General features: G+C 71.1%; 19 protein-coding genes. 6 read left to right on the plus strand and 13 right to left on the minus strand.

The window, feature by feature from the left end; all coding sequences use genetic code 11:
- Positions 1-18 precede the first annotated feature (18 nt).
- Genes LZ198_RS04310 through LZ198_RS04355 form a run of 10 tightly spaced genes read right to left on the minus strand, consistent with a single transcriptional unit; the run spans position 19 to position 13,049 of the window.
- Positions 19-1,371 carry a phenylacetate--CoA ligase family protein gene (locus LZ198_RS04310; RefSeq protein WP_253970578.1) on the minus strand — a complete coding sequence of 451 codons (1,353 nt, stop codon included), beginning with the start codon at positions 1,369-1,371 and terminating at the stop codon, positions 19-21.
- Positions 1,368-2,885 (minus strand): 4-hydroxyphenylacetate 3-hydroxylase family protein, encoded by a 1,518-nt coding sequence (locus LZ198_RS04315; protein ID WP_253970579.1) that lies wholly within the window; start codon positions 2,883-2,885, stop codon positions 1,368-1,370. The genes LZ198_RS04310 and LZ198_RS04315 overlap by 4 nt, the downstream gene beginning before the upstream one ends.
- A 49-nt stretch (positions 2,886-2,934) precedes the next feature.
- On the minus strand, positions 2,935-4,419 hold the full coding sequence (locus tag LZ198_RS04320) for a hypothetical protein (protein WP_253970580.1): 1,485 nt from the start codon (positions 4,417-4,419) through the stop codon (positions 2,935-2,937).
- A 54-nt stretch (positions 4,420-4,473) separates the two neighbouring features.
- Positions 4,474-4,725, minus strand: coding sequence for a ferredoxin (locus LZ198_RS04325; protein WP_253970581.1), 252 nt, complete (start codon positions 4,723-4,725; stop codon positions 4,474-4,476).
- A 21-nt stretch (positions 4,726-4,746) separates the two neighbouring features.
- Positions 4,747-6,087, minus strand: coding sequence for a phenylacetate--CoA ligase family protein (locus LZ198_RS04330; RefSeq protein ID WP_253970582.1), 1,341 nt, complete (start codon positions 6,085-6,087; stop codon positions 4,747-4,749).
- Positions 6,077-7,132 carry a BtrH N-terminal domain-containing protein gene (locus LZ198_RS04335; protein WP_253970583.1) on the minus strand — a complete coding sequence of 352 codons (1,056 nt, stop codon included), beginning with the start codon at positions 7,130-7,132 and terminating at the stop codon, positions 6,077-6,079. Before LZ198_RS04335 ends, LZ198_RS04330 begins: the two co-directional genes overlap by 11 nt.
- Positions 7,133-7,819 (minus strand): hypothetical protein, encoded by a 687-nt coding sequence (locus LZ198_RS04340; RefSeq protein WP_253970584.1) that lies wholly within the window; start codon positions 7,817-7,819, stop codon positions 7,133-7,135.
- Between the two features lie 17 nt (positions 7,820-7,836).
- Positions 7,837-8,508: a class I SAM-dependent methyltransferase gene (locus LZ198_RS04345; protein ID WP_253970585.1), complete on the minus strand. Its 672-nt coding sequence runs from the start codon at positions 8,506-8,508 to the stop codon at positions 7,837-7,839.
- Positions 8,498-11,689 carry a molybdopterin-dependent oxidoreductase gene (locus LZ198_RS04350; RefSeq protein WP_253970586.1) on the minus strand — a complete coding sequence of 1,064 codons (3,192 nt, stop codon included), beginning with the start codon at positions 11,687-11,689 and terminating at the stop codon, positions 8,498-8,500. The genes LZ198_RS04345 and LZ198_RS04350 overlap by 11 nt, the downstream gene beginning before the upstream one ends.
- A 52-nt stretch (positions 11,690-11,741) precedes the next feature.
- A complete protein-coding gene (locus LZ198_RS04355; protein WP_323381914.1) occupies positions 11,742-13,049 on the minus strand; it encodes a TrpB-like pyridoxal phosphate-dependent enzyme in 1,308 nt (435 codons plus the stop codon).
- Between the two features lie 478 nt (positions 13,050-13,527).
- On the opposite strand from LZ198_RS04355, the gene LZ198_RS04360 reads away from it, so the two are divergent.
- Positions 13,528-14,130, plus strand: a complete 603-nt coding sequence (locus LZ198_RS04360; protein ID WP_253970712.1) for a TfoX/Sxy family protein — start codon at positions 13,528-13,530, stop codon at positions 14,128-14,130.
- On the opposite strand, the gene LZ198_RS04365 is transcribed toward LZ198_RS04360, so the two are convergent.
- Positions 14,117-15,760, minus strand: coding sequence for an AMP-binding protein (locus LZ198_RS04365; RefSeq protein ID WP_253970588.1), 1,644 nt, complete (start codon positions 15,758-15,760; stop codon positions 14,117-14,119). The genes LZ198_RS04360 and LZ198_RS04365 overlap by 14 nt on opposite strands.
- Positions 15,761-15,933: 173 nt before the next feature.
- Here LZ198_RS04365 and LZ198_RS04370 point away from each other — a divergent pair, with 173 nt between their 5' ends.
- Both LZ198_RS04370 and cysK read left to right on the plus strand, forming a co-directional pair.
- Positions 15,934-16,779, plus strand: coding sequence for a serine O-acetyltransferase (locus tag LZ198_RS04370; RefSeq protein ID WP_253970589.1), 846 nt, complete (start codon positions 15,934-15,936; stop codon positions 16,777-16,779).
- Between the two features lie 44 nt (positions 16,780-16,823).
- On the plus strand, positions 16,824-17,750 hold the full coding sequence (gene cysK, locus LZ198_RS04375) for a cysteine synthase A (protein ID WP_253970590.1): 927 nt from the start codon (positions 16,824-16,826) through the stop codon (positions 17,748-17,750).
- Positions 17,751-17,762: 12 nt separating this feature from the next.
- On the opposite strand, the gene LZ198_RS04380 is transcribed toward cysK, so the two are convergent.
- A complete protein-coding gene (locus LZ198_RS04380) occupies positions 17,763-18,899 on the minus strand; it encodes an aminotransferase class V-fold PLP-dependent enzyme (protein ID WP_253970591.1) in 1,137 nt (378 codons plus the stop codon).
- 310 nt (positions 18,900-19,209) lie between these two features.
- Here LZ198_RS04380 and LZ198_RS04385 point away from each other — a divergent pair, with 310 nt between their 5' ends.
- Both LZ198_RS04385 and LZ198_RS04390 read left to right on the plus strand, forming a co-directional pair.
- A complete protein-coding gene (locus LZ198_RS04385) occupies positions 19,210-20,496 on the plus strand; it encodes a LamB/YcsF family protein (protein ID WP_253970592.1) in 1,287 nt (428 codons plus the stop codon).
- On the plus strand, positions 20,496-21,371 hold the full coding sequence (locus tag LZ198_RS04390) for a 5-oxoprolinase subunit C family protein (RefSeq protein WP_253970593.1): 876 nt from the start codon (positions 20,496-20,498) through the stop codon (positions 21,369-21,371). The genes LZ198_RS04385 and LZ198_RS04390 overlap by 1 nt, the downstream gene beginning before the upstream one ends.
- Positions 21,372-21,381: 10 nt before the next feature.
- On the opposite strand, the gene LZ198_RS04395 is transcribed toward LZ198_RS04390, so the two are convergent.
- A complete protein-coding gene (locus LZ198_RS04395; RefSeq protein ID WP_253970594.1) occupies positions 21,382-21,960 on the minus strand; it encodes a Uma2 family endonuclease in 579 nt (192 codons plus the stop codon).
- Positions 21,961-22,111: 151 nt separating this feature from the next.
- On the opposite strand from LZ198_RS04395, the gene LZ198_RS04400 reads away from it, so the two are divergent.
- Positions 22,112-22,597, plus strand: coding sequence for a GNAT family N-acetyltransferase (locus LZ198_RS04400; protein ID WP_253970595.1), 486 nt, complete (start codon positions 22,112-22,114; stop codon positions 22,595-22,597).
- The last annotated feature ends 2 nt before the right edge of the window (positions 22,598-22,599 follow it).

Genomic DNA, 22,599 nt, shown 5'->3' on the forward strand with positions numbered 1-22,599 from the left:
ACGTCGTGTGGGTCGCGCTCACCGGCCCAGCGCGCTGCCTGGTTTGGACGAGTTGTCGATGCGGTTGAGCCACGGGCCCTCGTCCTCGACGACGAGGTGGACGTGGACCCCGAACCGGGCGCCCAGCCGCTGCTCCAGCGCCGCGACGACCTCCGCGCGCGTGCGCCCCCTGCCCTCGCGGACCGCCGGGGAGAGCACCACCGAGACGCGCAGGCCCTCCGCCTCGCGCGCGACGGAGAAGAAGGGCTGGATGTCCGGCTCCGACAGGAGGATTTCGTCGAGCTGGTGGAAGTACGCCGTGCCCATGCGCGTCTGGAACGTGTCCGTCACGCGCCCCAGTTGCTTCACCACGCGGAACGGGTTGCCGCACGCGCACTTGGTGCTCAGCTCGCGCACGAGGTCCCCCGTGCGGTAGCGCAGCAGCGGCATCGCCCGGTGGGTCAGCGTGGTGAGCACCAGCTCCCCGGGCTCGCCAGGGCGCACCAGCGCGCCGCTGTCCGGGTCCACCAGCTCCCCGTGCAACCGGTCCTCGCACAGGTGCAGGGCCTGCCGGCTGCAAGGCACCGCCACCGCCAGGGCCTCCGTCATGCCGTAGTGGTTGTAGACGCGCGCGTCCCAGGCGCGCGCCAGGTGCTCGCGGCGCGCGTCGGAGCAGTGCTCGCCCACGCAGATGATCTTCCGGACCTGGAGGTCCTTGCGCGGGTCCAGCCCCCGCTCCCGCGCCAGTTGGGCCAGGCGGATGGCGCGCGTGGGCGCGCAGAAGAGCGCCGTGACGCCGTGGGACTTCATCAACTCCAGGACGCGGGGCCAGGGGCACAACGTGTTGTTGGTGCCCACGGAGATGACGGCCACGCCGAGCAGCTCCGCCACCCGGTCGATGTCCGCGCCCACGTACGTCAGCTCGTACGGGACGGCCACCGCCAGGGTGTCCTCCTTCGACAGGAGCGTGGCCCAGCTCAGGGCGACGCTCAGGTTGTTGGTGAGCCAGTCCTCGCGCGTGACGAAGCCCGCGCAGCGGGGGCCCGTCGTCCCGGTGCTCTCCGCGTAGCGCACCAGCGTCTCCGCCGGCGCGGCCAGCAGCCCCAGCGGGTAGGCCTTCTGGAGGTCCTGCCGCGTGGTGAAGGGCATGGCGGACAGCTCCTCCAGCTCGTCCACCGCGCGCCAGTGGGGCGCCGTCCGGTAGTAGGGGCTCTTCTCCAGCGCGTAGGAGACGGCGTCCTTCAGGCGCGCCACCCGCTCTCCGGGCGACAGGCGCCTCGCGCCGGTGACGCGGCTGAGCAGGGCGCGGTGTTCGAGGTAGTTGCGGCTGACCGGCTCGCCTTCGAGCGAGAGGTCCGCGCGCGCGGCGCCCCCCGGGACGTGTGCACTCACGAGAGGAGCTCCTTCACCTTCGCCTCGCAGGCCGCGCGGTCGAAGTAGTTTTCGTAGAGGGCCATGTGCGTGCGGACGACGTCTCCGCGGTTCCAGTACTCGTAGAGTTCCTGGCGCAGGCCGAAGCGGTCGCCCACCAGCTCGAAGGCGAGGCGGAAGAGGCGGGCCTTGAAGTCGACGCCCACGTCCTTGCCCTTCATGTACTGCTCCAGGTACGGGCGCAGCTCCGGGTTCTCCAGGTCGCGCTGGCTGGGCTGCATCACGATGCCGGACCCGCCGATGACGCGGAGGATGTCCGTGATGCGGGAGGAGATCTGCGCGGCGAACGCGTCGAGCGCGAGCGTGGAGCCCGGGGCGATGAGCCCGCCCACCGTCGGCTGGGGTTCGGCGTTCATGGCCACCAACCCCAGCCGCACCAGCTCCACGTAGGAGGTCAGCTCCCCCAGCTTGCTGGCGATCTCCCGGAACTGGCTGACGCCGATGGCGCGCGCGACGAGGGATGCGACCCCCAGGAACGTGCGCAGCCGGTGGTAGAAGCGGATCTGCCCCGCGTAGAGCGACCACTTGTTCACTTCGTGGAAGCCCCGGGCCGCCGTGGCCGTGTCCTCCAGCAGGAACACGCGGTTCATGGGGACGAAGACGTGGTCGAAGAACAGCATCGCGTCCTGCTCGTCGAAGCGCGACGAGAAGGCGTGGTCGAAGTGGTTGAGGCTCTCGCCGTGTGACTCGCGGCACAACAGCTTCAGCCCCTTCGTGGCGATGGGGACCGCGAACCAGGCGACGTACTCTGGCTTCGCGCGGGCGTAGAAGGCCGGCGACAGGTAGATGAGGGCCTCGTGGCAGTAGGGCGCCAGCGTGGCCAGCTGCTTCGCCCCGTGGACGACGATGCCGTCGGGCCGGCGCTCCACCACGCGCAGCGCGTACTCCGGATGCTCCACCGGGCTCGAGGAGCGGTCGATCTGCGGGTCCCCCAGGGCGTGGGTGAGCGCCAGGTCGTGCTCGCGGCAGTACAGGTAGTAGCGCTCCGCGTTCTCCCCGAAGCGCGGGTCCACCTTCGCCAGCTCGCCGCGGAAGTCGTACAGCCCCACCACGACGTTGGCCATGAAGTCCGGCACGCGGGCCAACTGCCCGTGGCTGCGCTCCATCCACAGGTGGCTGTTGCGCCACTTGCGGTTCAGGTCCTCCGTCGTGCGAGGCGCCAGATAGGAGTAGCTGACCGGGTGCTCGTGCTCCGGTGAGCGCCACAGCATCTGCTCGCGCGTCGGGGCGGCGTGCTGCGCGTCGTACAGGCCGGCCAGCGTCCGCAGCGCGCCCGCGAAGGCGGGGTGCCGCGTGACGTCGACGCGCTCGCCGTCGTACCAGAGCTCCCGCCCGTCCTGGAGGCTCGCGACGTAGTCCTCCCCATGCCACGCGCCGCGCGCGCCGGCGGTGGACAGCGCCCCCTCCCGGTCCGGAGACCATCCGCTCCTCGAAGAGGGGGGCGGGGAGTGGGTCTTCAGAAGCCCCTGCTGCATGGTGACGTCCCTTTCTTCGTGGGTGGGCGCTGGAGGGCGGAGCGGGGCCTCAGGGCTTGCGCACCGGGTGCTGGGAGCGGAACGGACAGAACTCCTTGCCCTGGACCTCCGGGAAGAAGTCGCGGGTGATTTCGCCGGTGAGGCTCTTGAGGAAGGTGTCGAGCGACGTCGCGCCGCGGTGGTACGCGCCGAGCGGCGCCTTCTCCTCCGTGCCGCCGAGCTTGAGGTCGCGCGCCTTGTGCAGGCGCTTGAGGGAGGGCTGCGCGTTGGCCGTCTCGCGCATGCGCATCACCGTCTCCAACCCGTCCGGCACGCCAATCATGGACTTGGTGCCGCCGCTGCCCAGGCAGTTGCGCGGCATGTGCAGGTGCTCGTGGCGCCACTCCTCGTGGAGCTGGTGGAGCCGGAACGCCTCCGTCAGGAGCGCGTGCTTGAGCCACGCGGGCGCGCTCTCGTGCCGCTGGTGGGTCAGCTCCCGCGTCGCCGCCTCCGCGTGCAGTCCGCCCCGGGCCGTCCACGCCTCCAGGTCGTTCCACAGGCAGGAGAACAGGTCCCGGAACATGTGCTGCCGGATGGCCAGCGAGTGGATGCCGCTGGCGGGCCCGAGGTTCTCCCGGAAGAAGTGGTACTCGGTGGTCGCCAGGCACTCGACCATCACCCGCTGCGACTCGACGACGGCGCCGAGCAGCGCGCGGGCCTGGGCCAGCTGCTCCACGGCCTGGCTGAGCGCGTCCGCGCGGAAGTGGCGGATGGCGGCCTCGACGTGGTCATTCGCCTCGTCACACAGCAGCTCCGGAATCTGGTGGAGGCAGACGAACTCGCCGTAGAACGTCTCCCCCGCCAGGGACGCCGTCTTGACGGCGGAGGCCAGCAGCAAGCCCCCCACCGCGTCCTCGTACGGAGGCATGCCCGGCTCGGTGGGGACGGCGTACAGGTCCGCCTCCCACTTGCTCCCGTCATGGGCGACGAGCCGCAGGCTGTGCAGCAGCGAGTAGAGCGCGTCGTCGTGGGTGCCCTTCCCCAACGACAGCTTCACCCGCTCCAGGCCCTGTCCGGAGAAGCTGCCCATCAGCACGCCGTCCATGCGCTGGACGGCCTCGACGTAGCCCTGGAGCGCGGTGGAGCTCTTGATGCTCATGGACTCCGGCGGCGAGGCGTCCGGCCCCTCGTTCGAAGCGGCGCAGGCGTGGAGGATGCGCAGCTCCGCGGCGGTGGTGCCCAACCGCCGGAGGATGGTGTGCAGCCCCACGAGCCAGCGGGCAAAGACAGACGCGCGCGCGGGGTTGCTCCGGGCGACATGGCAGGAGACCCGGTCCGTCAGCCGGGTGAGGTTGAGCAGCGCCACCTCCGCGCCCTGGAACACGGTGCGCACCGCCGAGTTGTACGAGGCGATGGGGAGGTTGCCCTGTCTGCGGGCCGCGTTCAGCGAGGGGATGTTGTGGAGGATGTCGTAGCTCTCGGCGATGCGGCCCAGCGCATTGCACTGCGGGCCGGGCGCCGTGCCCGCCTCCGGCTGGGGTAATGGCTTTTCCATGCGTGTCCCTGCCCCCGCGGTTCGTTTCAGCCAGACTCGGACTGGTGTTGGAATTCACTCCCCGGAGGGAGTCGCGTCACCGTCGTCGCCGATACACCGGCTGGGACAGGACTCGAGTGCGTCGACGACCTGCGCCAGCTCGTCCGCGGTCCGAGGCTGACGGCTCACGTAGTGGTATTCCTCTTCCTCGTTGCAGGCGAAGTTGTTCGGCGCGAGGTCCTGACATAACTGGCAATCGATACACGTGCTATCGACATAGAATTTGCCGGGTGCGTTATCCGGGCGCCGTGTCTTCAAGTCAGCCATTGGGCGCCACCTCCTGTCTTGCTATTCGATGAGAAAGCTCTTCATGGTGGGCTTGACGGCCGAGCGGATGGATTGCTCGAAGGTCTCCTCCGACATGAGCGTGAATGAAGCGGGGATGCGGAAGCGCCCGTCGAGGTCCGCGCGGATGGCGTTGCGCACCCGGTCCGTCATGTTGCTGGCCGTGAGGCCGACGAGCAGCTCCGCGCCGCTGGACTTGAAGGCGAAGTAGAACGGCGCGTCCGTCAGGTGGGACATGATGACGTCCTCCAACTGGAGCTGGCTGATGGGCGTCTGGTTCACGAGGACGCGGTCCGCGAGCCGCCCCTGGTGGCGCACGGTGCGCAGGGCGCTGCCACAGGGGCAGGGCTTGTCTTCGATGCGACACAGGTCGCCGGTGCGGTAGCGCACCAGGGGCATGGCCTCGCTGCGCAGCGAGGTGACGACGAGCTCGCCCACCTCGCCCCCCTCCACCGGCTCGCCCGTCTCCGGGTGCACCACCTCGAACCAGGAGCGGTTCTCGATGAGGTGCAGGGCGTCCTGCCGGCAGAACATCCCGAGCGTGTTCGTCTCCGTCATGCCGTACATGGCGTAGCTGCGGGCGCCCCAGACCTCGTGGAGCTTCTGCCGCTTGGCGGGGGAGGCGCCCTCGCCGGCGAAGAGGACCTTGGAGACCTTGAGGTCCTGCCGGGGCTCCCACCCCCTCGCCCGGGCGACCTGCGCCAGGTACAGGGCGCGCGTGCCGGAGCAGACCAGGGTGGTGACGCCCGTCTCCCGGAGGATGTCCACCATGCGCTCGGGCGGACAGAACTGGGTGAGCGCGCCGAGCGCGACGACGGTGCACCCCACCAGCTCCAGGGAGCGGTCCAGGTCCTGCCCCACGCCGGCCAGCTCGTAGGGCACCGCCACCGCGGCGACGTCCTCGCCGGTCAGCACCTGCTTGAGGAAGTGCGCGACGGTGCAGTTGTTGGTGATCCAATCCCGGGAGGTGAAGTACGCGGCGATGGACTTCCCCGTGCTGGTGCCCGAGCTCTCCCCGAAGCGGGCCACGTCCCGGCGCGGCACCGCGAGGAAGTCGAACGGGTACCCGTCATGGAGGTCCTGGCGCGTGGTGAAGGGCAGGCGCGTCAGGGCCGTCACGTCGCCGTGCTCGGTCAGCGCGGTGGCGGCCTCGCCCAGCCTCCGTCCATAGAAGGCGGAGCCCCTTCGGGCCCGGGCGACGGCCTCCACCAGCGCGCGCTCGCGCCAGGCGCGCAGGCCCTCGCGGTCCAGCCGCAGGACGCTCTCGACCTCGGTGGCGACGGCGACGCGCCAGTCGAGCAACTCCGCCAGGTGGGTGCCCAGCCGCTCCAGCTCAGTTGACATGCGCCATCCTCCGCCCCGTCCGCACGGCCCGCGCGGGGCCACGGCCACGGCGCCGCTTGCCGGAGGCCTCGGCGTGGAGCGCCTCCATGGCCTGCTCCTCGTCGTCCGCCAGGTCCACCATGAGGCCGGCGGCCTCCTCCAGCAGCGCCGGCTCGCGCTTGACGGCCGCCGCGTCGAGCAGCTGCGCGACCTGTGTCCAGCGCCCGGCCATGTCGTGGTAGCGGGCGGCCACCTGCCGGTAGAAGGCGTTGCCGGTGAGCTGCGCGCTCTCCTCCAGGAAGCGGGAGTACAGCGCCCGGAAGTTGCCGCCGCCCGTCCCCGCGCGCTCCATCAACGTGGAGAGCGTCCGGAGGTTGCGGCCCGGGTCGTCCAGCGTCTCCATCCAGCGGGGCATCAGCTCGCTCGTCTTGCGGATGCCCTTGAAGCCCATGTTCTTGATGGGGGGATGGAGGAAGGCCTCCGCGTTCCTCGCGATGGCCTGGGGCACGCGCTCGCGCAGGTCCGGCAGCCGGGCGGGCGGCGTCAACGTGAAGGACAACGACTTGGAGGACATGGGGCCGCGGTACGCGCGCGCGTCCGCCAGGCTCTCCAGCGAGGTGGTGTGCACGCCCTGCTTGTTCTTCGTGTCGACGAGGTAGGCCTTGTGCTCGTCGTAGCCGTAGCAGGCGACGTAGTGGGCCGCGAAGTGGAAGTCCTCGTGGCAGTAGTCGAGGAAGTAGCTGTCGAGCTTCAGCCCGACCATGTGGCCCGCGTCGAGGTCCTCGGTGAGGTTCTGCCAGGCCTTGAGCTCGGAGTCGGTCCGCTTCGATTGGACCTTCAGCTCCAGCGCCTCGGCCACGTTCTCCGTCAGGCTGTCGGGCCGCGTCCGCCCGCCGATGAAGGGGTACTCCATCGAGTCGGTCTTCCAGTAGACGTAGTTGAGCCCCCGCCCCAGGCCGAAGACCATGGCTTCGGAGAACGCGTGCCCGTGATGGTTGAGCAGGTTGACCAGCGTGGTGGACTCACAGTGCTGGCCCACGAAGGGCTTGACCTTGAGGACAGTCATTCAGACGACCTCCGTCGGCTTGGGCAGCCCCTGGTGGACCAACTCCACCACGCGGTGGTTGCGGTTGTTGCGCACGTGGCCGTAGGTGTGGCCGAGCGAGTCCCGCTCGGTGAAGGCGATGGCCTCCAGGTTGGCGTGGCCGCGAGCCAGCCGGTCCAGGGCCACGCGCACCGCGTCCTCGGAGCGGATGGCGAGCGCCAGGTGCGACATGAGGTCCACGCGCTCGCTCGGCGCCCGCTCCGTCCAGGTGCCGTAGGCGCGGCAGCAGAACATCTCGATGACGAAGCCGTCGTCGAGCGTGACGGAGAACCACCAGCCCGGCGTCCCGTACTGGCGCGGCGCGATGTACGACGGCCCCATGGTCGCCTCGCGCAGCGCGCCCTCGGCGAGCAGCCGCTTCAGGAAGGTGAACCAGTCGAAGACGCGTTGGTCCTGCTCGTAGTCCCCCAGGTAGAAGGCCACGTGGTGGACGCCGTTCACCAGCTCGTGCACGCCTCGCCAGGCGCCGGAGCTTTCACCGCAGAACTCCGCGAGGAACGTGTCGGTCTCCACGGTCCGCCACGCGGACGCCTGCGCGCGGATCTCCGCCCACGTCTTGCGGAACCGCTCCTCCTGGGGAAAGGGGAGCGGCGTGTGTTCGTTGGGCTCACCGACATAGAGCCGCAGTCCCTCGCCTGGTCGCATCATGTCTTCGTGTCCTCGCGCTACTTGGTTCCCGTCAGGTAGAGCCCCAGCTCCAGCTCACTCATCACCGCGTCCCGCAGCGCCGTCTTCCCCGCCAGCGCGCGCAGCTCCTGCAGCGTGTAGGAGGAGCGGACGGAGCTCATGAAGCCCGCGCGCAGCTCCACGTCGATGTTCACGCGCATGAAGGTGAGCGCCTGGCGGTCCAGGTCCCGCCGCAGGTCGATGACGCAGTAGCGGCCCCCGGGCTTGAGGACCCGGTGCACCTCGTCGAGCACGGCCTCCGGCCGGCTCCACTCGTGCAGCGAGCCGTAGCTGAAGACGCAGTCGAAGCGCCCGTCCTCGAAGGGCAGCGCCTGCGCGTCGCCCAGGCAGAAGGTCGCGCGCTCCTGGAGGCCGTACTCGGAGCGGTTCTTCTCCGCGCAGGCCACCATCTCCGGGGAGATGTCGAGCCCCACGAGGGATGTGCCCCGCGTCGCCTTCAGCCACTCCAGCCCGAGGTAGCCGGGCCCCATCCCCACCTCCAGGGCGACGCCGCCCAGCCCCCGCGCGACGAGCAGGTCCACCTTCTCCTGGAGCCAGCCCCGGTCCCGGATGTGGCGCTGCATGAGGTCGTAGCGGTGGGCGATGAACTCGCCCTGCTGGCCGTTGTCGGTCTCCGGCACGCGTTCGCCGAGGCGGGCTTCAAGGGGCATGACGTGGGCCTTCGAGTTCGAGGGTGAGGTGCTCGGACCGCGCCGCCTTGGACAGGGCGACACGGAAGCCACGCAGCGGCGTGCTCCCCATGGCGGGGTTGCGGTCGTCCGTGCGGGTCAGCGCGTTGATGTTGGAGCGCAGCGCGTCCGTCAGCGTGGCCGCCGCCGGGTACCACCAGCAGGAGTCCACGTAGACGACGTCGGGGGCCACGTCGCGGGACAGGCGCGCCTCGAACTCCACACCCCACTCCCGCCCCGCCACGTGGACGAAGACGCGCTCCCCCGCATGGAGCCCCTCGCGCGCCGCCGCCTCCGGGTGCAGCGTCAGCAGCGGCCGAGCCTGGCGCCCGTGCAGCGCCGGCACCTGGTGGTATTCGGAGTTGTAGAAGAACGGCGAGTGGGCGCTGGTGAGCAGGTAGGGCAGCGGCCGCGTGTCGTCGCGGGGCGGGTCCGGGACGTACTCGGGCAGGGGCGAGTACCCCATCTTCTGGAGCCCCACGTGGAACAGGCTCAGCTTCCCGGAGGGCGTGCGGAAGCCCCGCTCCCGGTACTTCCGGTAGCGCTTCTGGTTCGGGATGAAGCCCACGTCCTTGAAGCTCTCCCAGGTGTGCCCCAGGCCCTTGAGCTTGTGCGCCAGCGCGTCCTCGACGGTGGGCCAGAAGTGCTCGGAGAGCCCCAGGCGCGCGGCCAGCTCGAGGATGATGGCCTCGTCGGACCGGCTCTCCCCCACCTGCGCCAGCTTGCGGCGCGCGCCGACGTAGGCGTTGAACTCGACGACCTGGTCGCGCTCCAACCAACTGGAGGTGGGCAGCACGACGTCCGCCATGCGCGCGGTGGGCGTCATGAACAGGTCGCAGACGACGAGGAACGGCAGGCGCGTGAGGGCGCGGTGGACGCGCTCGGTGTCCGCCTGGGTGGCCAGGAGGTTGCTGCCGAAGACCACCATCGCGGCGACCGGATATGGCGTGTCCGTGAGGAGCGCATCCCAGACGGCGTCCGGGTGCGCCCAGCCCGTCATGGACAACACGCGGTGCCTGTCGCCGCCCAGCCGCCTGGCCTGCTGTGCCTGGGGGAGCAGCTCCGTCAGCGGGAAGGTGCGGCGCCCATCCACCGCCATGGGCTCCCAGATGACGTCGCCCCCTTCCGCGTCGAGGTTGCCGCAGAGGGCGGACAGCATGAAGACGGAGCGCAGCGTGTCGAAGGCGTTGCGGTTCTGCGACAGGCCCGTCCCCGCCTCGATGGTGGCGCGGGCCGCCGTGGCGTACAGCCGGGTTGCGCGCAGGATGTCCTCGTGGGCCAGCCCCGTGAGCCGGGCGCAGGTCTCCAGGTCGTACGCGCGGACATGGGCCCTGAGCGCCTCGAAGCCCTGGGTGTGCTGCTCGACGAACGCCCCGTCGAACCACCCGTTCTCGATGACCAGGTGGAGCATCCCGAGCGCCAGCGCGCCGTCCGTGCCGGGGCGGATCTGCAGCCAGCAGTCCGCCTGGCGCGCCAGGGCGGTGCGCAGCGGGTCCACCACGATGAGCTTCGCGCCCCGCTTGAGCGCCTTGGCCAGCTTGATGCCAATCACCCCGTCCGAGTGGGTGTGCAGCTTGTTGCTCCCCCAGACGAAGATGGCCTCCGGGTCGCCCTCGTAGTCGCTGAAGGTGAAGGCGCCGAACGTCAGGATGGAGGCCATCACCCGGGGGTAGAAGCAGATGTGCGCGGGCCCCAGGACGTTGGGCGTCCCGAACACGTTCCCCAACCGGAAGACCCACTCCTGGTAGTTGCGGTCCGTCCCCTGGGCCAGGACGACGGACTCGGCGCCGTGCGCGCGCTTCGCGTCCTGGAGCTTCGCCGCGACGAGGTCGAGCGCCTCCGCCCAGGAGATGGGCTCGAAGTCCGCGCGGCCCCCGCGCACCACCCGCCGCAGCGGCGTGGTCAGCCGCTCGCCTCCGAGCAGCCCGAGCGCCGCCTTGCCCTTGGCGCAGAAGAAGCCCTCGCTCACCGGGCTGGACGCGTCGCCCCGGATGTCCACCGGCAGGCCGTCCGTGAGCGTGACGATGGCCCCACAGCCCCCGTGGCACATGCGGCAGAGGGTCTTCACCTCCGCGACGGCCGCCCCGGCGTGGACCGCGTGCGCGCCCCCCCCCGTCGCCCCCGGAGGCGTGGACCGCCCGCGGGTCGCGGCCAGCAGCCGCCCCATGGCCTGGGACTCCCGCTCCGCGAGGTGGGCGAAGCGCTGGCCCGCCCGCTCCAGGTGGGACGTGTCGCCGTCCCGCCCGTAGGTCATCAGCCCGTCGATGACGGCATCCCAGTCCTGGACGATGGGCTCGAAGTCGGCCGCGGCCTCGTGGAACAGCGGCCGGTCGAAGCGGCGACCACACTCCTGCAGGAACTCGCGGTACAGGCGCCGGAAGTTGGCGCCCCCCGTGCCCGCGAAGCGCCAGAAGTGGGCGATGCCGTTCACCACGTCGCGGGGGTCGTCGAAGGCCTCGTGCCAGCGGGCCATCGCCCCCGCAAGGCGCCGCATGCCCGAGGGGCCGCAGTCCACCGGGCGCTCCGCGAGGAAGTTCCCCGCGCACTCGCGGATGGCCGCCAGGAGCGAGTCCAGGGGGATGGCCTCCAGGTGGCTGCCGTCGCCCAGCGAGGCGGGGACGCGGTCGACGTACATGGAGAGGTTGCGAGAGGGTTGGAAGCCCTCGCGCGAATCGCGGGCCAGGGCGAGCTGCTCCACCGACAGGCGGTGCGTCCCCCCCTGCTGCGCGGTGTCCACCACCAGGGCCTGTCCCAGGTCGAGGCCGTGCAGCGCGACGTAGTGGGCGGCGAAGTGGCGGCGCGACTTGAAGTAGTGGAGGTGGAAGATGTCGAGCTTCAGGCCCGCCACGCGGTTGCGCCCCAGGATGGCCTCGACGTGCTCACGCGCCTGCGCCGGGGTCTCCGCCTCCTGGACGACGAGCTCCACGCCGAGCCGGTCCGCCGCGTTCCGGGCGACGCGGCCCGAGTCGATACGCCCGGAGGCGATGGGCATCGTCCGCCGGGGTTCCGGCACGGGCCACAGCTTGAAATCCAACCCCGCGCCGAGCCCGAAGAGCATCGCCTCGCTCAACACGAGCCCCTCGTGCGCGAGCATCATCCCCAGGGTGCTCGTCTCGCAGTGCTCGCCGGGGCGAGGACTGAAGTTCTTCAAGTGGAGACTCATCGGACGTCTGGTGCCCCTCTGCGCGCTACGGCGTGGCGTACGACCGGCTTCCTCAGCTCCTCCCGCCCAGGACCTGGTGGTAGCCCTCCAGGTCCAGGAAGCCGCTGCCGCTGGCGAGCAGCACGATGACCTTCCGCGTCTGCGTGCCTCGGACCCGCAGCGCGGAGTCGATGGCGGCGGCGACCGCGTGCGAGGACTCGGGGGCGACGAGGATTCCCTCGGTCTTCAGCAGCAACCGGCCCGCCTCGAGCGCCACCTGCTCGTCGAACGCCATCGCGTCCAGGAGCCCCTCGCGGCGCAGGAGGCTCACCAGCGGAGAGCTGTTGTGGTTGCGCAGCCCGCCCACGTGCACCGGCTCCGGGACGAAGTCCTTCCCCATGGAGTAGGCGAGCACCTCCGGCGTGTAACCGGCCACGTCCGAGCGGCAGTACTCGTAGGTGCCCTGGGTGAGCCGGGGCGCCGCGGTGGACTCCACCGCCAGGAACCGGATGGGCGCGCCCTCCCGCTTCTCCCTCAGGAAGGGCAGCATCAGGCCACACAGGTTGCTGCCCCCGCCCGCGCAGGCGATGAGCTCGTCCGGGCACGCTTCCCCCGCGAGCGCCAGTTGCTTGCGCACCTCCAGCCCGAGCAGCGTCTGGTGCAGGTGGACGTGGTTGATGTTGCTGCCGGACAGGTAGGCCGCGCCGGGCGTCTCCAGGCTCGCCTCGATGGCCTCGCTGATGGCCGAGCCGATGCTCCCGGGGTGGCCCGGGTGGCGCGCGAGCAGCTCGCGCCCCACCCGCGTGCGCCCGGAGGGCGAGGGGTCGACGTGTGTCCCCAGCAGCTCCATGAAGTACTGACGGTAGGGCTTCTGCTCCAGCGAGCAGCGGGCCATGAAGATGTGACCGCGCAGGCCGAACATCTGGCCGGCGAGCGCCACCGCCATGCCCCACTGCCCCGCGCCCGTCTCGGAGACGAGCACCTCGCGACCCTCCTCGCGCGCGTAGTGGGCCTGGGCCAGCGCGGTGGTCAGCTTGAAGCTCCCCGTCACCAACTGGTCCTCGCGCTTGCAGTAGATGCGCGCGGGCGTCTGGAGGTACTGCTCCAGCTGACGGGCGCGCCGCAGCGGCGTGGGACGACCACACTGGATGAGCCGGTCGATGACCGTCTCCGGAATCGCGACCCAGGGCTCGGTGGGCTGGTTCTGCGCGAGCAACGCGCGCGGGCGGATCCTCGCGGCAATCTCCGCGGGCGTGGGCCGGCCCACCTGTCGCGGCTCCGGCAGCGGTGCGGGCAGGTCCGGCAGGAAGTTGTACCAATGTGTCGGCAATTCCTCATCACGCAGATGGAAATCGACGCTCCCGCCCCGCATGGATGGCATTGAGCCCGCGGGCGACTCCGGTGGACGTACCAGGTTCCGTTGCGCCGGCGCCTGGCCATGAGACACCGAGTCAGGCTCGAGACTCTTCCGAGGTTCACGGGTCAAGCGTCCATCCTCCCCAGGGATGTTGCGTGGCGGGCTCGCCCTCGCGCACTCAGCCCAGGCATCCGGGACACGCGATGATGCAGGAGGGTACAGAGACGGAATTCCAAGTCAACGCGACTAACCCAACAGGTCCCCTGCGTCCCCGGTGACTGTCCGTGTTCGGACGACGTCTTGGATTGATAGGCAATACTCGCGCGGCGCATGCGGGAAGGGCGTGCCCCGCAGAAAAGACATCCATCGTGGTTCCTGAGAAATCCAACAAATGCTCCGCGCGCCCGCAGCGCTTCCTCGAGGATGCGGACGGTGCTAGCCATCGGCTCCAGGCGAAGGGCCTGTTCGCGACACGGGGCCCGGGAGGCGCACGGTGGCGAAGATGGACAGCTTCGTGGAGTACGTGGTGGAGCTGCTGGAGAAGCTGGGAACCGTCCAGGTGCGGCGGATGTTCGGCGGCTGGGGCGTGTACTCCGGCGGACGGATGTTCGGGCTCATCGCCGCGGGGCAGCTCTACCTGAAGACGGACGACGTCACCCGCCCCGACTTCAAGGCGCAGGGAGGCCAGCCCTTCATCTACGAGAGCGGGACCAGGCAGGTGGAGCTGGGCTATTGGACCCCGCCACCGGACGCGTCGGACGACGCCTACGCGATCCTCCCGTGGGCCCGCCGCGCGGTGGACGCGGCGAACCGGGCCGCCCTGAAGAAGCAGGCGGTGAAGAAGAAGGCGCCCGCGAGGAAGGGGCCGGCGAAAGAGGCGGCGGCGAAAGAGGCGGCGGCGCCGAAGCGCCCCGCGCCGGGATGGAGCGCGCCGGCGAAGAAGCGGGCCACGGCGAAGAAGCGGGCCACGGCGAAGAAGCGGGCCACGGCCCGGAAGCAGGCGCCCGCGGAGAAGCGCGCCGCCGCGAAGAAGATGCCCTCCACGCCCGCGAAGCGCGGCGCGAGGACGCCCCCGCGCCGGCCCGGCCGGCTCACGCGGTCTTGATGGCGGCGGCGGTCTCCAGGCCCAGCTCCGCCACGGAGACCTCGCGCATCCGGAACTTCTGCACCTTCCCCGTCACCGTCATGGGGAAGGCGTCCACGAACTTCCAGTAGCGCGGCACCTTGAACGTGGCGATGCGCCCCGCACAGTGCTTCTTCAGGTCCTCCTCGCCGAGGGTGAAGCCGGGCCTGACCCGCACCCAGGCCATGACCTCCTCGCCGTACTTCACGCTCGGCACGCCGATGACCTGCGCCTCGCTCACGCCCGGATGCGTGTGGAGGAACTCCTCGACCTCGCGCGGGGAGATGTTCTCTCCGCCACGGATGATGAGGTCCTTGATGCGGCCGACGATGCGCACGTAGCCCTCGGCATCCATCGTCGCCAGGTCGCCGGTGTGCATCCACCCCGCGGCGTCCACGGCCTTGGCGGACGCCTCCGGGTTCGCCCAGTAGCCCAGCATGACGCTGTAGCCGCGCGTGCACAGCTCGCCCGCGGCGCCCCGGGGGACGACGGCGCCCGTCTCCGTGTGGATGACCTTCACCTCCAGGTGCGGGTGCACGCGGCCCACCGTGGACACGCGCTTGTCCAGCGGGTCGTCCAGGGAGCTCTGGGTGGACACCGGCGACGTCTCCGTCATGCCGTAGCAGATGGTCACCTCGCGCATGTTCATCCGCGACTGCACCTGCTTCATCACCTCCACGGGGCACGGCGAGCCCGCCATGACGCCGGTGCGCAGCGACGTCAGGTCGAACTCGCCGAAGCGCGGGTGGTCCAGCTCCGCGATGAACATGGTGGGCACGCCGTACAGGGACGTGCAGCGCTCGGCCTGGACGGTCTGCAGCACCGCCAGCGGGTCGAAGGCCTCTCCCGGAATCACCATGGTGGCGCCGTGGGAGGTGCAGGCCAGGTTGCCAATCACCATGCCGAAGCAGTGGTAGAAGGGCACCGGGATGCAGACGCGGTCGTCCGGGCCGTAGCGCAGCGCCTCGCCGATGAAGTACCCGTTGTTGAGCACGTTGTGGTGCGACAGCGTGGCGCCCTTGGGGAAGCCCGTCGTCCCGGACGTGTATTGGATGTTGATGGGGTCGTCGAACTGGAGCGTCGCCTCGCGCGCCTCCAGCGTGGCCAGGCTGACGTGCTTCGCGTTGGAGAGCAGCAACTGCCAGTCGTCGTCCAGCACCAGCGACACGCGCAAGGAAGGACAGCGCGGGCGCACCTCCTCCAGCATGGCGCGGTAGTCCGTCTGCCGGAAGCCGCGCGACAGCAGGAGCACGCTGGCGCCGGACTGGTTGAGCGAGTACTCCAGCTCCGCCGTGCGGTACGCCGGGTTGAGGTTGACGAGGATGGCGCCGATGCGCGCGGTGGCGTACTGCGCCACCACCCACTCGAAGCGGTTGGGTGACCAGATTCCCACCCGGTCCCCCTTCTCCACGCCCAGCGCCAAGAGCCCCAACGCCACCTGCGTGGTGGTGTCCCAGAGCTGCCGGTACGTGGCGCGGTAGCCCTGTGAGGCGACGACCAGCGCCTCCCGGTCCGGGTAGCGCTCCACCGTCCCGCGCAGGTTCTGCCCGATGGTCTCTCCGAGCAGCGGGGTGGCACTGGTGCCATGGACATACGAGGGCGTCTGGCTCATGCCCCCATCGTCACGCCGCCCCCGGGGGTGGGCAAGCGGCACCTGGGGCCCACGGGCCCGCCCGCCTGGAGGCCCCGGCCCTCGACTTGTCCCACACCGGACGGGAATTCCGCCCGGAGCCGGGCAATCCCCTGGTGCGGCGTCACACCGCACTGCATTAAATGGAGGGGCTCATGGATGACTCCAACGCCAGGCTGGTCGCGGCGCTGCTCGAGGCCCGCCAGCGCCACTGCTTCCCCCCGGACGTACGCCGGGCGGCCCCCGAGTTCGTGTCGCAGGTGCTCGGGCTGCTGTTCCCCCACTTCGCCGAGCGCCTGGAGTGTACCGCCGCCGCCGTCCGCCGGGACGTGACGACCGTGGAGGCCAGCCTCCACCGCCTGCGCGAGACGCTGATGCCCCTCTACCCGGACATCAACGCCAGCATCCCCGCCCGCTTCATGGAGCGGCTGCCGGAGCTGTACGACTGGCTGCGCCAGGACTCGCAGGCCATCTTCGAGGCCGACCCCGCGGCGCGCACCGTGGACGAGGTCATCCTGACGTACCCGGGGTTCCTCGCCATCGCCATCTTCCGGGTGGCCAACGCCCTGCACACGCTGGGCTTCCCGCTGCTCCCCCGGCTGCTCACGGAGTACGCCCACCAGCGCACGGGCGTGGACATCCACCCGGGGGCGACGATTGGGCGGCGCTTCGTCATCGACCACGGCACCGGCGTGGTGATTGGCGAGACGACGCTCATCGGCAACAACGTGAAGCTCTACCAGGGCGTCACGCTGGGCGCGCTCATGGTGGAGAAGGCGCTGGCGGACAAGAAGCGCCACCCCACCATCGAGGACGACGTGGTGGTGTACGCCAACGCCACCATCCTGGGCGGGGAGACGGTGGTCGGCCGGGGCAGCATCATCGCCGGCAACGCGTGGCTCACCCAGAGCATCCCCTCCTACTCCGTGGTCACCCGCCGCAGCGAGGTCCGCGCGCGCGGCGCCGATGGCGCGATGGACGCCATCGAGTTCCACATCTGATTCCCCGAAGCACCCACCGCGCAGCCCACCCGACGAGGCCCGACATGACGAAGGTGAACAACATCCTGGACACCATCGGCAACACGCCGCACGTCCGCATCAACCGGCTGTTCCCCAACCGCGTCACCGTCCACATGAAGCTCGAGCGCGCCAACCCGGGCGGGAGCATCAAGGACCGCATCGCGCTGTCGATGATCGAAGACGCGGAGAAGCGCGGCATCCTCAAGAAGAACAGCATCATCATCGAGCCCACCAGCGGCAACACGGGCATCGGCCTGGCGATGGTGGCGGCGGTGAAGGGCTACAAGCTGGTGCTGGTCATGCCGGAGTCGATGAGCATCGAGCGCCGCCGGCTGATGGCGGCCTACGGCGCGACGTTCGAGCTGACGCCCCGCGCCCAGGGCATGAAGGGCGCCATCGCCCGCGCCAACGAGCTGGTGGCCCAGGTGCCGGACGCGTGGATGCCGCAGCAGTTCGAGAACGAGGCCAACATCGAGGTCCACAAGCGCACCACCGCGCAGGAAATCCTGAAGGACTTCCCGGACGGGCTCGACTACCTCATCACCGGCGTGGGCACCGGCGGCCACATCACCGCGTGCGGCGAGGTGCTCAAGCAGCACTGGCCCAAGCTGAAGGTGCTCGCGGTGGAGCCCGTGAAGTCGCCCGTCATCAGCGGCGGCCAGCCCGGCCCCCACCCCATCCAGGGCATCGGCGCGGGCTTCATCCCGAAGAACCTCCACCCGGAGATCCTCGACGGCGTGGTGCAGGTGGCGGAGGAGGACGCGTTCGAGTTCGCCCGCCGCTCCGCGCGCGAGGAGGGCATCTTCGTGGGCATCTCCTCCGGCGCGGCGCTGGCGGCGGTGAACCAGAAGCTGGGGGAGATGCCGGACAACAGCCGGGTGCTCTGCTTCTGCTACGACACCGGCGAGCGCTACCTGTCCATCGACGCGCTCTTCCCCGCGCAGGGCTGACGCCCCGCTTCGTCAGCCGGGCCAGGCCCGCACCAGCTCCACCAGCCGGTCCAGCTCCGCCGGCTGGTTGTAGAAGTGGGGCGACAGGCGGATGCGACCCCGGCGCACGGAGTGGGCCACCTGGTGCCCGGCCAGGTACGCGCCGAGCGCCCGGGCCTGGGCGCCGGGCGGCAGGAAGGTGAGGATGCCCGCGCGGTGCTCGGGCGCGGGCCCCACCTCGCAGCCCAGCGCCCGCAGACCGGTCTCCGCGTGCGCGAGCAGGTCGCGGATGCGCGCCTCGATGGCGGGGATGCCCACCTCCTGGAGCAGCGCCAGCGAGGCCCCCAGCGCGTAGAGGCCGGTGTACGCGGCGCTGCCCTCCTCGAACTTGCGCGCGTCGGCGCGCAGCTCGAAGTGGGTGCGGTTGAAGTTCCACGCGTCCGTGGTGCTGCGCCAGCCCACCAGCACCGGCCGCAAGCGGGGCAGCACCTCCCTGGAGACGTAGAGCAGGCCGATGCCGGAGACGCCGAGCATCCACTTGTGGCTGTCCGCGCTCAGGAAGTGGATGCGGCTCTTCTTCACGTCCACCGGCACGCACCCCACGCTCTGGATGCCGTCCACGCAGAACAGCACCCCGGCGCGCTCGCACAGCGCGCCCACCGCGTCCAGGTCCGTGCGGTAGCCGGTGGCGAACTGAACGGAGGACACCGCCACCACGCGCGTGCGTGGCGTGAGGGCCCGGGCCACGGCCTCCGGCGTGACGCCGTCGTCGGCCACCTCGATGTCGCGCACCACCACGCCCCGGTCCTTCAGGTGCAGCCAGGGGTAGACGTTGGACGGGTACTCCAGGGACGTGGCCACCGCGACCTCGTCCCCGGGCTTCCAGTCCAGCCCCTCCGCCACCAGCCCCAGGCCGTGGCTGGTGTTGCGCACGAAGGCCACCTCGTCGGGCTCGGCGTGGAGGAGCCTCGCGGCCAGCTCGCGCACGCGCTCGCAGTGCGCCTCCCAGCCGCGCTCGTGGCGGATGCCGTGGTAGACGAGGTCGTCCATCCACTCCCGCACCGCCTCCGCGGCCCGGAGGCTGGTGGGCGCCACGCCCGCGTGGTTGAAGTAGAGCTGCTCCCGGAGGACCGGGAAGAGGGCGCGGTAGGACTCGAGCGGGTGCGTCATCCCCCGAGTGTAGCCACCGCCCGTCGGGAGGGCGCCAGGACTCGCGCCCTCCGGGGCGTGGAGGCGTTCACCGCGTGGCAGGACGTCCCCGGCGGGAAAAGCGGGCGGAAATTGCCCGGCAAATCCGGCCTCGCCGTATCCGGGATGGAAGTTCCCCGGAGCCGCCATGGTGGTGGCCCCGGGGCACGTGCCATCCCGGTGCGAACCGGCCCCTGCCCCGGGGTGGCGCGTGTAATCTTCCGAGCGTCCGCTGGGGCGTGCGCACGCGCAGAGGCTGCGTCCGGGGCACGGCTCGCATAGCGTGCGCGGCATGACGGAGTGCCTCCTCAACATCGACCTGGGTGAGCTGCCCGAAGAGGACGAGCGCCTCTACGCGCTCGCGCGGGTGGCCAACATCGCCTGCGGAGGACACGCGGGGGACGAGGCCTCCATGCGCCGTGCGCTGACGCTGTGCGCGCGCCACGGCGCTTCCGCGGGCGCACACCCGTCCTACGAGGACCGGGGGCACTTCGGCCGCCGCGCGCTCGAGGTGGCGCCGGAGGTCCTGCGTGGACAGGTGGCCGAGCAGTGCGCCCGGCTCGCGAGGCTCGCGCGCGAGGCCCAGGTCCCCGTGCGGTTCGCCAAGCCCCACGGCGCGCTGTATCACGCGGCGAACGCGTCGCCCGCGCTGGCCCGGGCGGTGGTGGCGGGGCTGGTGGAGGCGCTCGGCGCGGACCTCACCCTCATCTCCCCTCCCGAGGGCGCGCTGAGGGACGCGGCGAATGAAGCGGGGCTCACGCACGCGCGCGAGGGCTTCGCGGACCGGGGCACGCGGCCGGATGGTTCGCTGATTCCCCGGGGGCAACCGGGCGCCGTGCTGACGGACGCCGCGCGCATCCGCGACAACACGGTGCGACTGGCCACGGGAGGCACGGTCGATACGCTGTGCGTACACGGCGACACGCCGGGCGCCGTGGAGCTGGCGCGCGAGGTGCGCTCCACGCTGGACGCGCTCGCCCTGCGCGTGGAGCCGCTGGGTGAAGGCGCGCTGCGGCTGCAACTCCCCCAGGCCCTGGAGCGCAGGCTGGCGCGTGAGGCCCTGCGCGCGGTGCCTCACGTGCTCGACGCGGTCATCACGGAGGAGCACGCGTGTGTGTACTTCGACCCGGCCGCGCCTCCGGAGGAGCCTCGACTGGCGCTGGCGGAGCTGCTGCGCGCCCCCGCCTCCACCGCCGCCACCCCGCTCGTCACGCTGCGGGTGAGATACGACGGACCTGACCTGGACAAGGTGGCCGAGCGCGCCGGGCTGACGGTGGACGCGGTGGCCCGGCTCCATGCGGCGCGTGAGTACACCGTGCGGTGCGTGGGCTTCCTGCCGGGCTTCGCGTACCTGGGTGACGTGGACCCGCGCATCGCCGTCCCCCGCCTGCCCTCGCCCCGTGTCCGCGTGCCCGCGCTCGCGGTGGGCATCGCGGGCGAGCGCACCGGCATCTACCCCTTCACGTCGCCCGGGGGCTGGAACCTGATTGGCACGGCGCTGGACTTCACCGCCTTCCACCCGGACCGGGGCGCGGTGCTGCAACTGGGTGACCGGGTGCGCTTCGAGCGGGTGGGCTGATGGCGGGCTGGCTGGAGATGGCAGGCGGGGGGGGCCCCGCCATGGTGCAGGACGGCGGACGCGCGGGGCAGATGCACCACGGCGTGCCTCCAGGCGGGGCGCTGGTGCCCGAGCTGCTGGCGCAGGCGAACCTCGCCGTGGGCAACACCTGGGGCGCGGCGGCGCTGGAGTGCCTGGGGCGGCTGGAGCTGCGCGTCCGCGGCCGTTCAGCGCGCGTCGCCGTGGATGGGCGCGTCTTCAGCGTCGCGGAGGGAGAGGCCTTCACCGTCCCCCCTCCCGAGCACACCAGCGTGCGCTACGTCGCGGTGGACGGCGGGCTGGAGGTCCCCGAGGTGCTCGGAGGACGCGGCACGCTGCTGGTGGCGAAGCTGGGAGGCCACGAGGGCCGCCTGCTCCGAAACGGTGACGCGCTGCCGCTCGGCCACCCACGCGGCCATGCCCGGACCCTCGATGTGACGGCGGCGCTCGACGCCGACGCGGCCGTGCGCGTGCTGCTGGGGCCGGACACGGAGCGCTTCGACCCGCTGATGGCGGCCTCGCTCCAGGGGAGCGCCTTCGCCGTCTCTCCCGCGACGGACCGCGTGGGGATGCGGCTCCACGGCCCGGCGCTCTCGCACGGAGACGAGGGTTCGGGGACCTCGCGGCCCATGGTGCGCGGCGCCATCCAGGTGACGCTGTCGGGAGAGCCCATCGTGCTCGGCCCGGACCACCCCACCACGGGGGGCTACCCCCTCATCGCCACCGTCATCCGCGCGGACTGGGGACGGCTCGGCGCGCGACGTCCCGGCGCGCCCGTCCGGTTCCACGCGGTGAGCCTGGAGGAGGCCCGGGACGCGTGGCGAGCACACACGCGGCTCCTCCACGGCGGCGACTGACGACGCGGGCTCAAGGCGCGTCGAGCTCCGGGGGCCACAGGGCCCCCAGGTCGAGCAGCAGGGACTCGAAGGGCTCCACCCGGACCTGCTGCACCCCGGCGTAGCGCCCTCGGGGGAGCCATCGGTCGTCGACACGCTGGAGCACCTCGAGCGTCCGCTCCTCGGGGTCCACCAGCCAGAGCTGGCCGACACCTTCTCGCGCGTAGAGCTCGCTCTTGCGTCCCCGGTCCAACCGCTGCGTGGAGGGCGAGGGGATTTCGCAGACCCAGTCAGGCGCCTGCGTGAAGAACCGCGCCCTCAACGCACGGGGAGAAAGCCGCTCCGCGCTCCAGGCCGCGATATCCGGCACGAGCACGTTCCCTCCAAGATGCAGCTCCGGCTCGGACATGAAGCGCCAACCACCCGGCCCGCCATGTCCGCGCTGGAAGCGAGCGTACAACTCGCCGACCAGCGTCACTTGCGCGTTGCCATGCGGATTCGCCGGCCTCGGCGTGGCGATGAGCCTCCCGTCGATGAGCTGCCCCACCACGTCCTCGGGCAAGGCCTCGAGGTCCGCGTACGTCGCCGGGCGCTTCGTCTCCTGCCCCATCTCCAGCTCCCCACTCCCCCATCATCCGCCTCGCCTCCCCCAAGTGGAACCCCACCTGTCACCGCGTGTCCACCCCTTCCTACTCCAGAGGTCCGACACGACGGGCGGGACCCGACTGGGCCCGCGGTCCTCGAGCGGGCAGGATGGCCCCATGGAGTTGCACACCGAGCGGCTCACCCTCCGGGACTTCCGCCCCGAGGACGCACCGAGCGTCGTCGCCTACCAATCCCAGCCCGCGTACCTCGAGCACTACGGCCAGCCTCCACCCACGACCGAGGAGGTCCGCGCCTTCGTGGAGAGGCTGTGCCGCTGGGCCACGGAGGTGCCACGGACGAAGTACCAGCTCGCCATCGTCCGGAAGGGGCGCGTCATCGGGACGTGCGGCGTACGACGGGAGTCCCCGGGCGACCTCGTCGCCGAGTACGGTTGCGAGCTGGACCCGGCGGCCTGGAAGCACGGCTACGCGCTGGAGGCCTCGCGAGCGCTCATCGCCTTCGCGTTCGCCACGCTCGGCATCGAGGGCCTGTTCGCGCGGACCCGGCCCGCGAACGTCGGCGCCATCCGCCTCGCGGAGTCCCTGGGCTTCCACCGCGTCGCGGACGGACACTACACACTGTCCCGTCCCCAGGCGCGATGAGC

It is taken from the genome of Myxococcus dinghuensis (assembly GCF_024198235.1).
Taxonomy (GTDB): domain Bacteria; phylum Myxococcota; class Myxococcia; order Myxococcales; family Myxococcaceae; genus Myxococcus; species Myxococcus dinghuensis.

Bases quoted from the DNA above. Each gene is read 5' to 3' on its own strand.
- LZ198_RS04315 (WP_253970579.1), bottom strand. From the start codon at position 2,885: ATGCAGCAGGGGCTTCTGAAGACCCACTCCCCGCCCCCCTCTTCGAGG.
- LZ198_RS04320 (WP_253970580.1), bottom strand. From the start codon at position 4,419: ATGGAAAAGCCATTACCCCAGCCGGAGGCGGGCACGGCGCCCGGCCCG.
- LZ198_RS04325 (WP_253970581.1), bottom strand. From the start codon at position 4,725: ATGGCTGACTTGAAGACACGGCGCCCGGATAACGCACCCGGCAAATTC.
- LZ198_RS04330 (WP_253970582.1), bottom strand. From the start codon at position 6,087: ATGTCAACTGAGCTGGAGCGGCTGGGCACCCACCTGGCGGAGTTGCTC.
- LZ198_RS04335 (WP_253970583.1), bottom strand. From the start codon at position 7,132: ATGACTGTCCTCAAGGTCAAGCCCTTCGTGGGCCAGCACTGTGAGTCC.
- LZ198_RS04340 (WP_253970584.1), bottom strand. From the start codon at position 7,819: ATGATGCGACCAGGCGAGGGACTGCGGCTCTATGTCGGTGAGCCCAAC.
- LZ198_RS04345 (WP_253970585.1), bottom strand. From the start codon at position 8,508: ATGCCCCTTGAAGCCCGCCTCGGCGAACGCGTGCCGGAGACCGACAAC.
- LZ198_RS04350 (WP_253970586.1), bottom strand. From the start codon at position 11,689: ATGAGTCTCCACTTGAAGAACTTCAGTCCTCGCCCCGGCGAGCACTGC.
- LZ198_RS04355 (WP_323381914.1), bottom strand. From the start codon at position 13,049: ATGCCATCCATGCGGGGCGGGAGCGTCGATTTCCATCTGCGTGATGAG.
- LZ198_RS04360 (WP_253970712.1), top strand. From the start codon at position 13,528: ATGGACAGCTTCGTGGAGTACGTGGTGGAGCTGCTGGAGAAGCTGGGA.
- LZ198_RS04365 (WP_253970588.1), bottom strand. From the start codon at position 15,760: ATGAGCCAGACGCCCTCGTATGTCCATGGCACCAGTGCCACCCCGCTG.
- LZ198_RS04370 (WP_253970589.1), top strand. From the start codon at position 15,934: ATGGATGACTCCAACGCCAGGCTGGTCGCGGCGCTGCTCGAGGCCCGC.
- cysK (WP_253970590.1), top strand. From the start codon at position 16,824: ATGACGAAGGTGAACAACATCCTGGACACCATCGGCAACACGCCGCAC.
- LZ198_RS04380 (WP_253970591.1), bottom strand. From the start codon at position 18,899: ATGACGCACCCGCTCGAGTCCTACCGCGCCCTCTTCCCGGTCCTCCGG.
- LZ198_RS04385 (WP_253970592.1), top strand. From the start codon at position 19,210: ATGACGGAGTGCCTCCTCAACATCGACCTGGGTGAGCTGCCCGAAGAG.
- LZ198_RS04390 (WP_253970593.1), top strand. From the start codon at position 20,496: ATGGCGGGCTGGCTGGAGATGGCAGGCGGGGGGGGCCCCGCCATGGTG.
- LZ198_RS04395 (WP_253970594.1), bottom strand. From the start codon at position 21,960: ATGGGGCAGGAGACGAAGCGCCCGGCGACGTACGCGGACCTCGAGGCC.
- LZ198_RS04400 (WP_253970595.1), top strand. From the start codon at position 22,112: ATGGAGTTGCACACCGAGCGGCTCACCCTCCGGGACTTCCGCCCCGAG.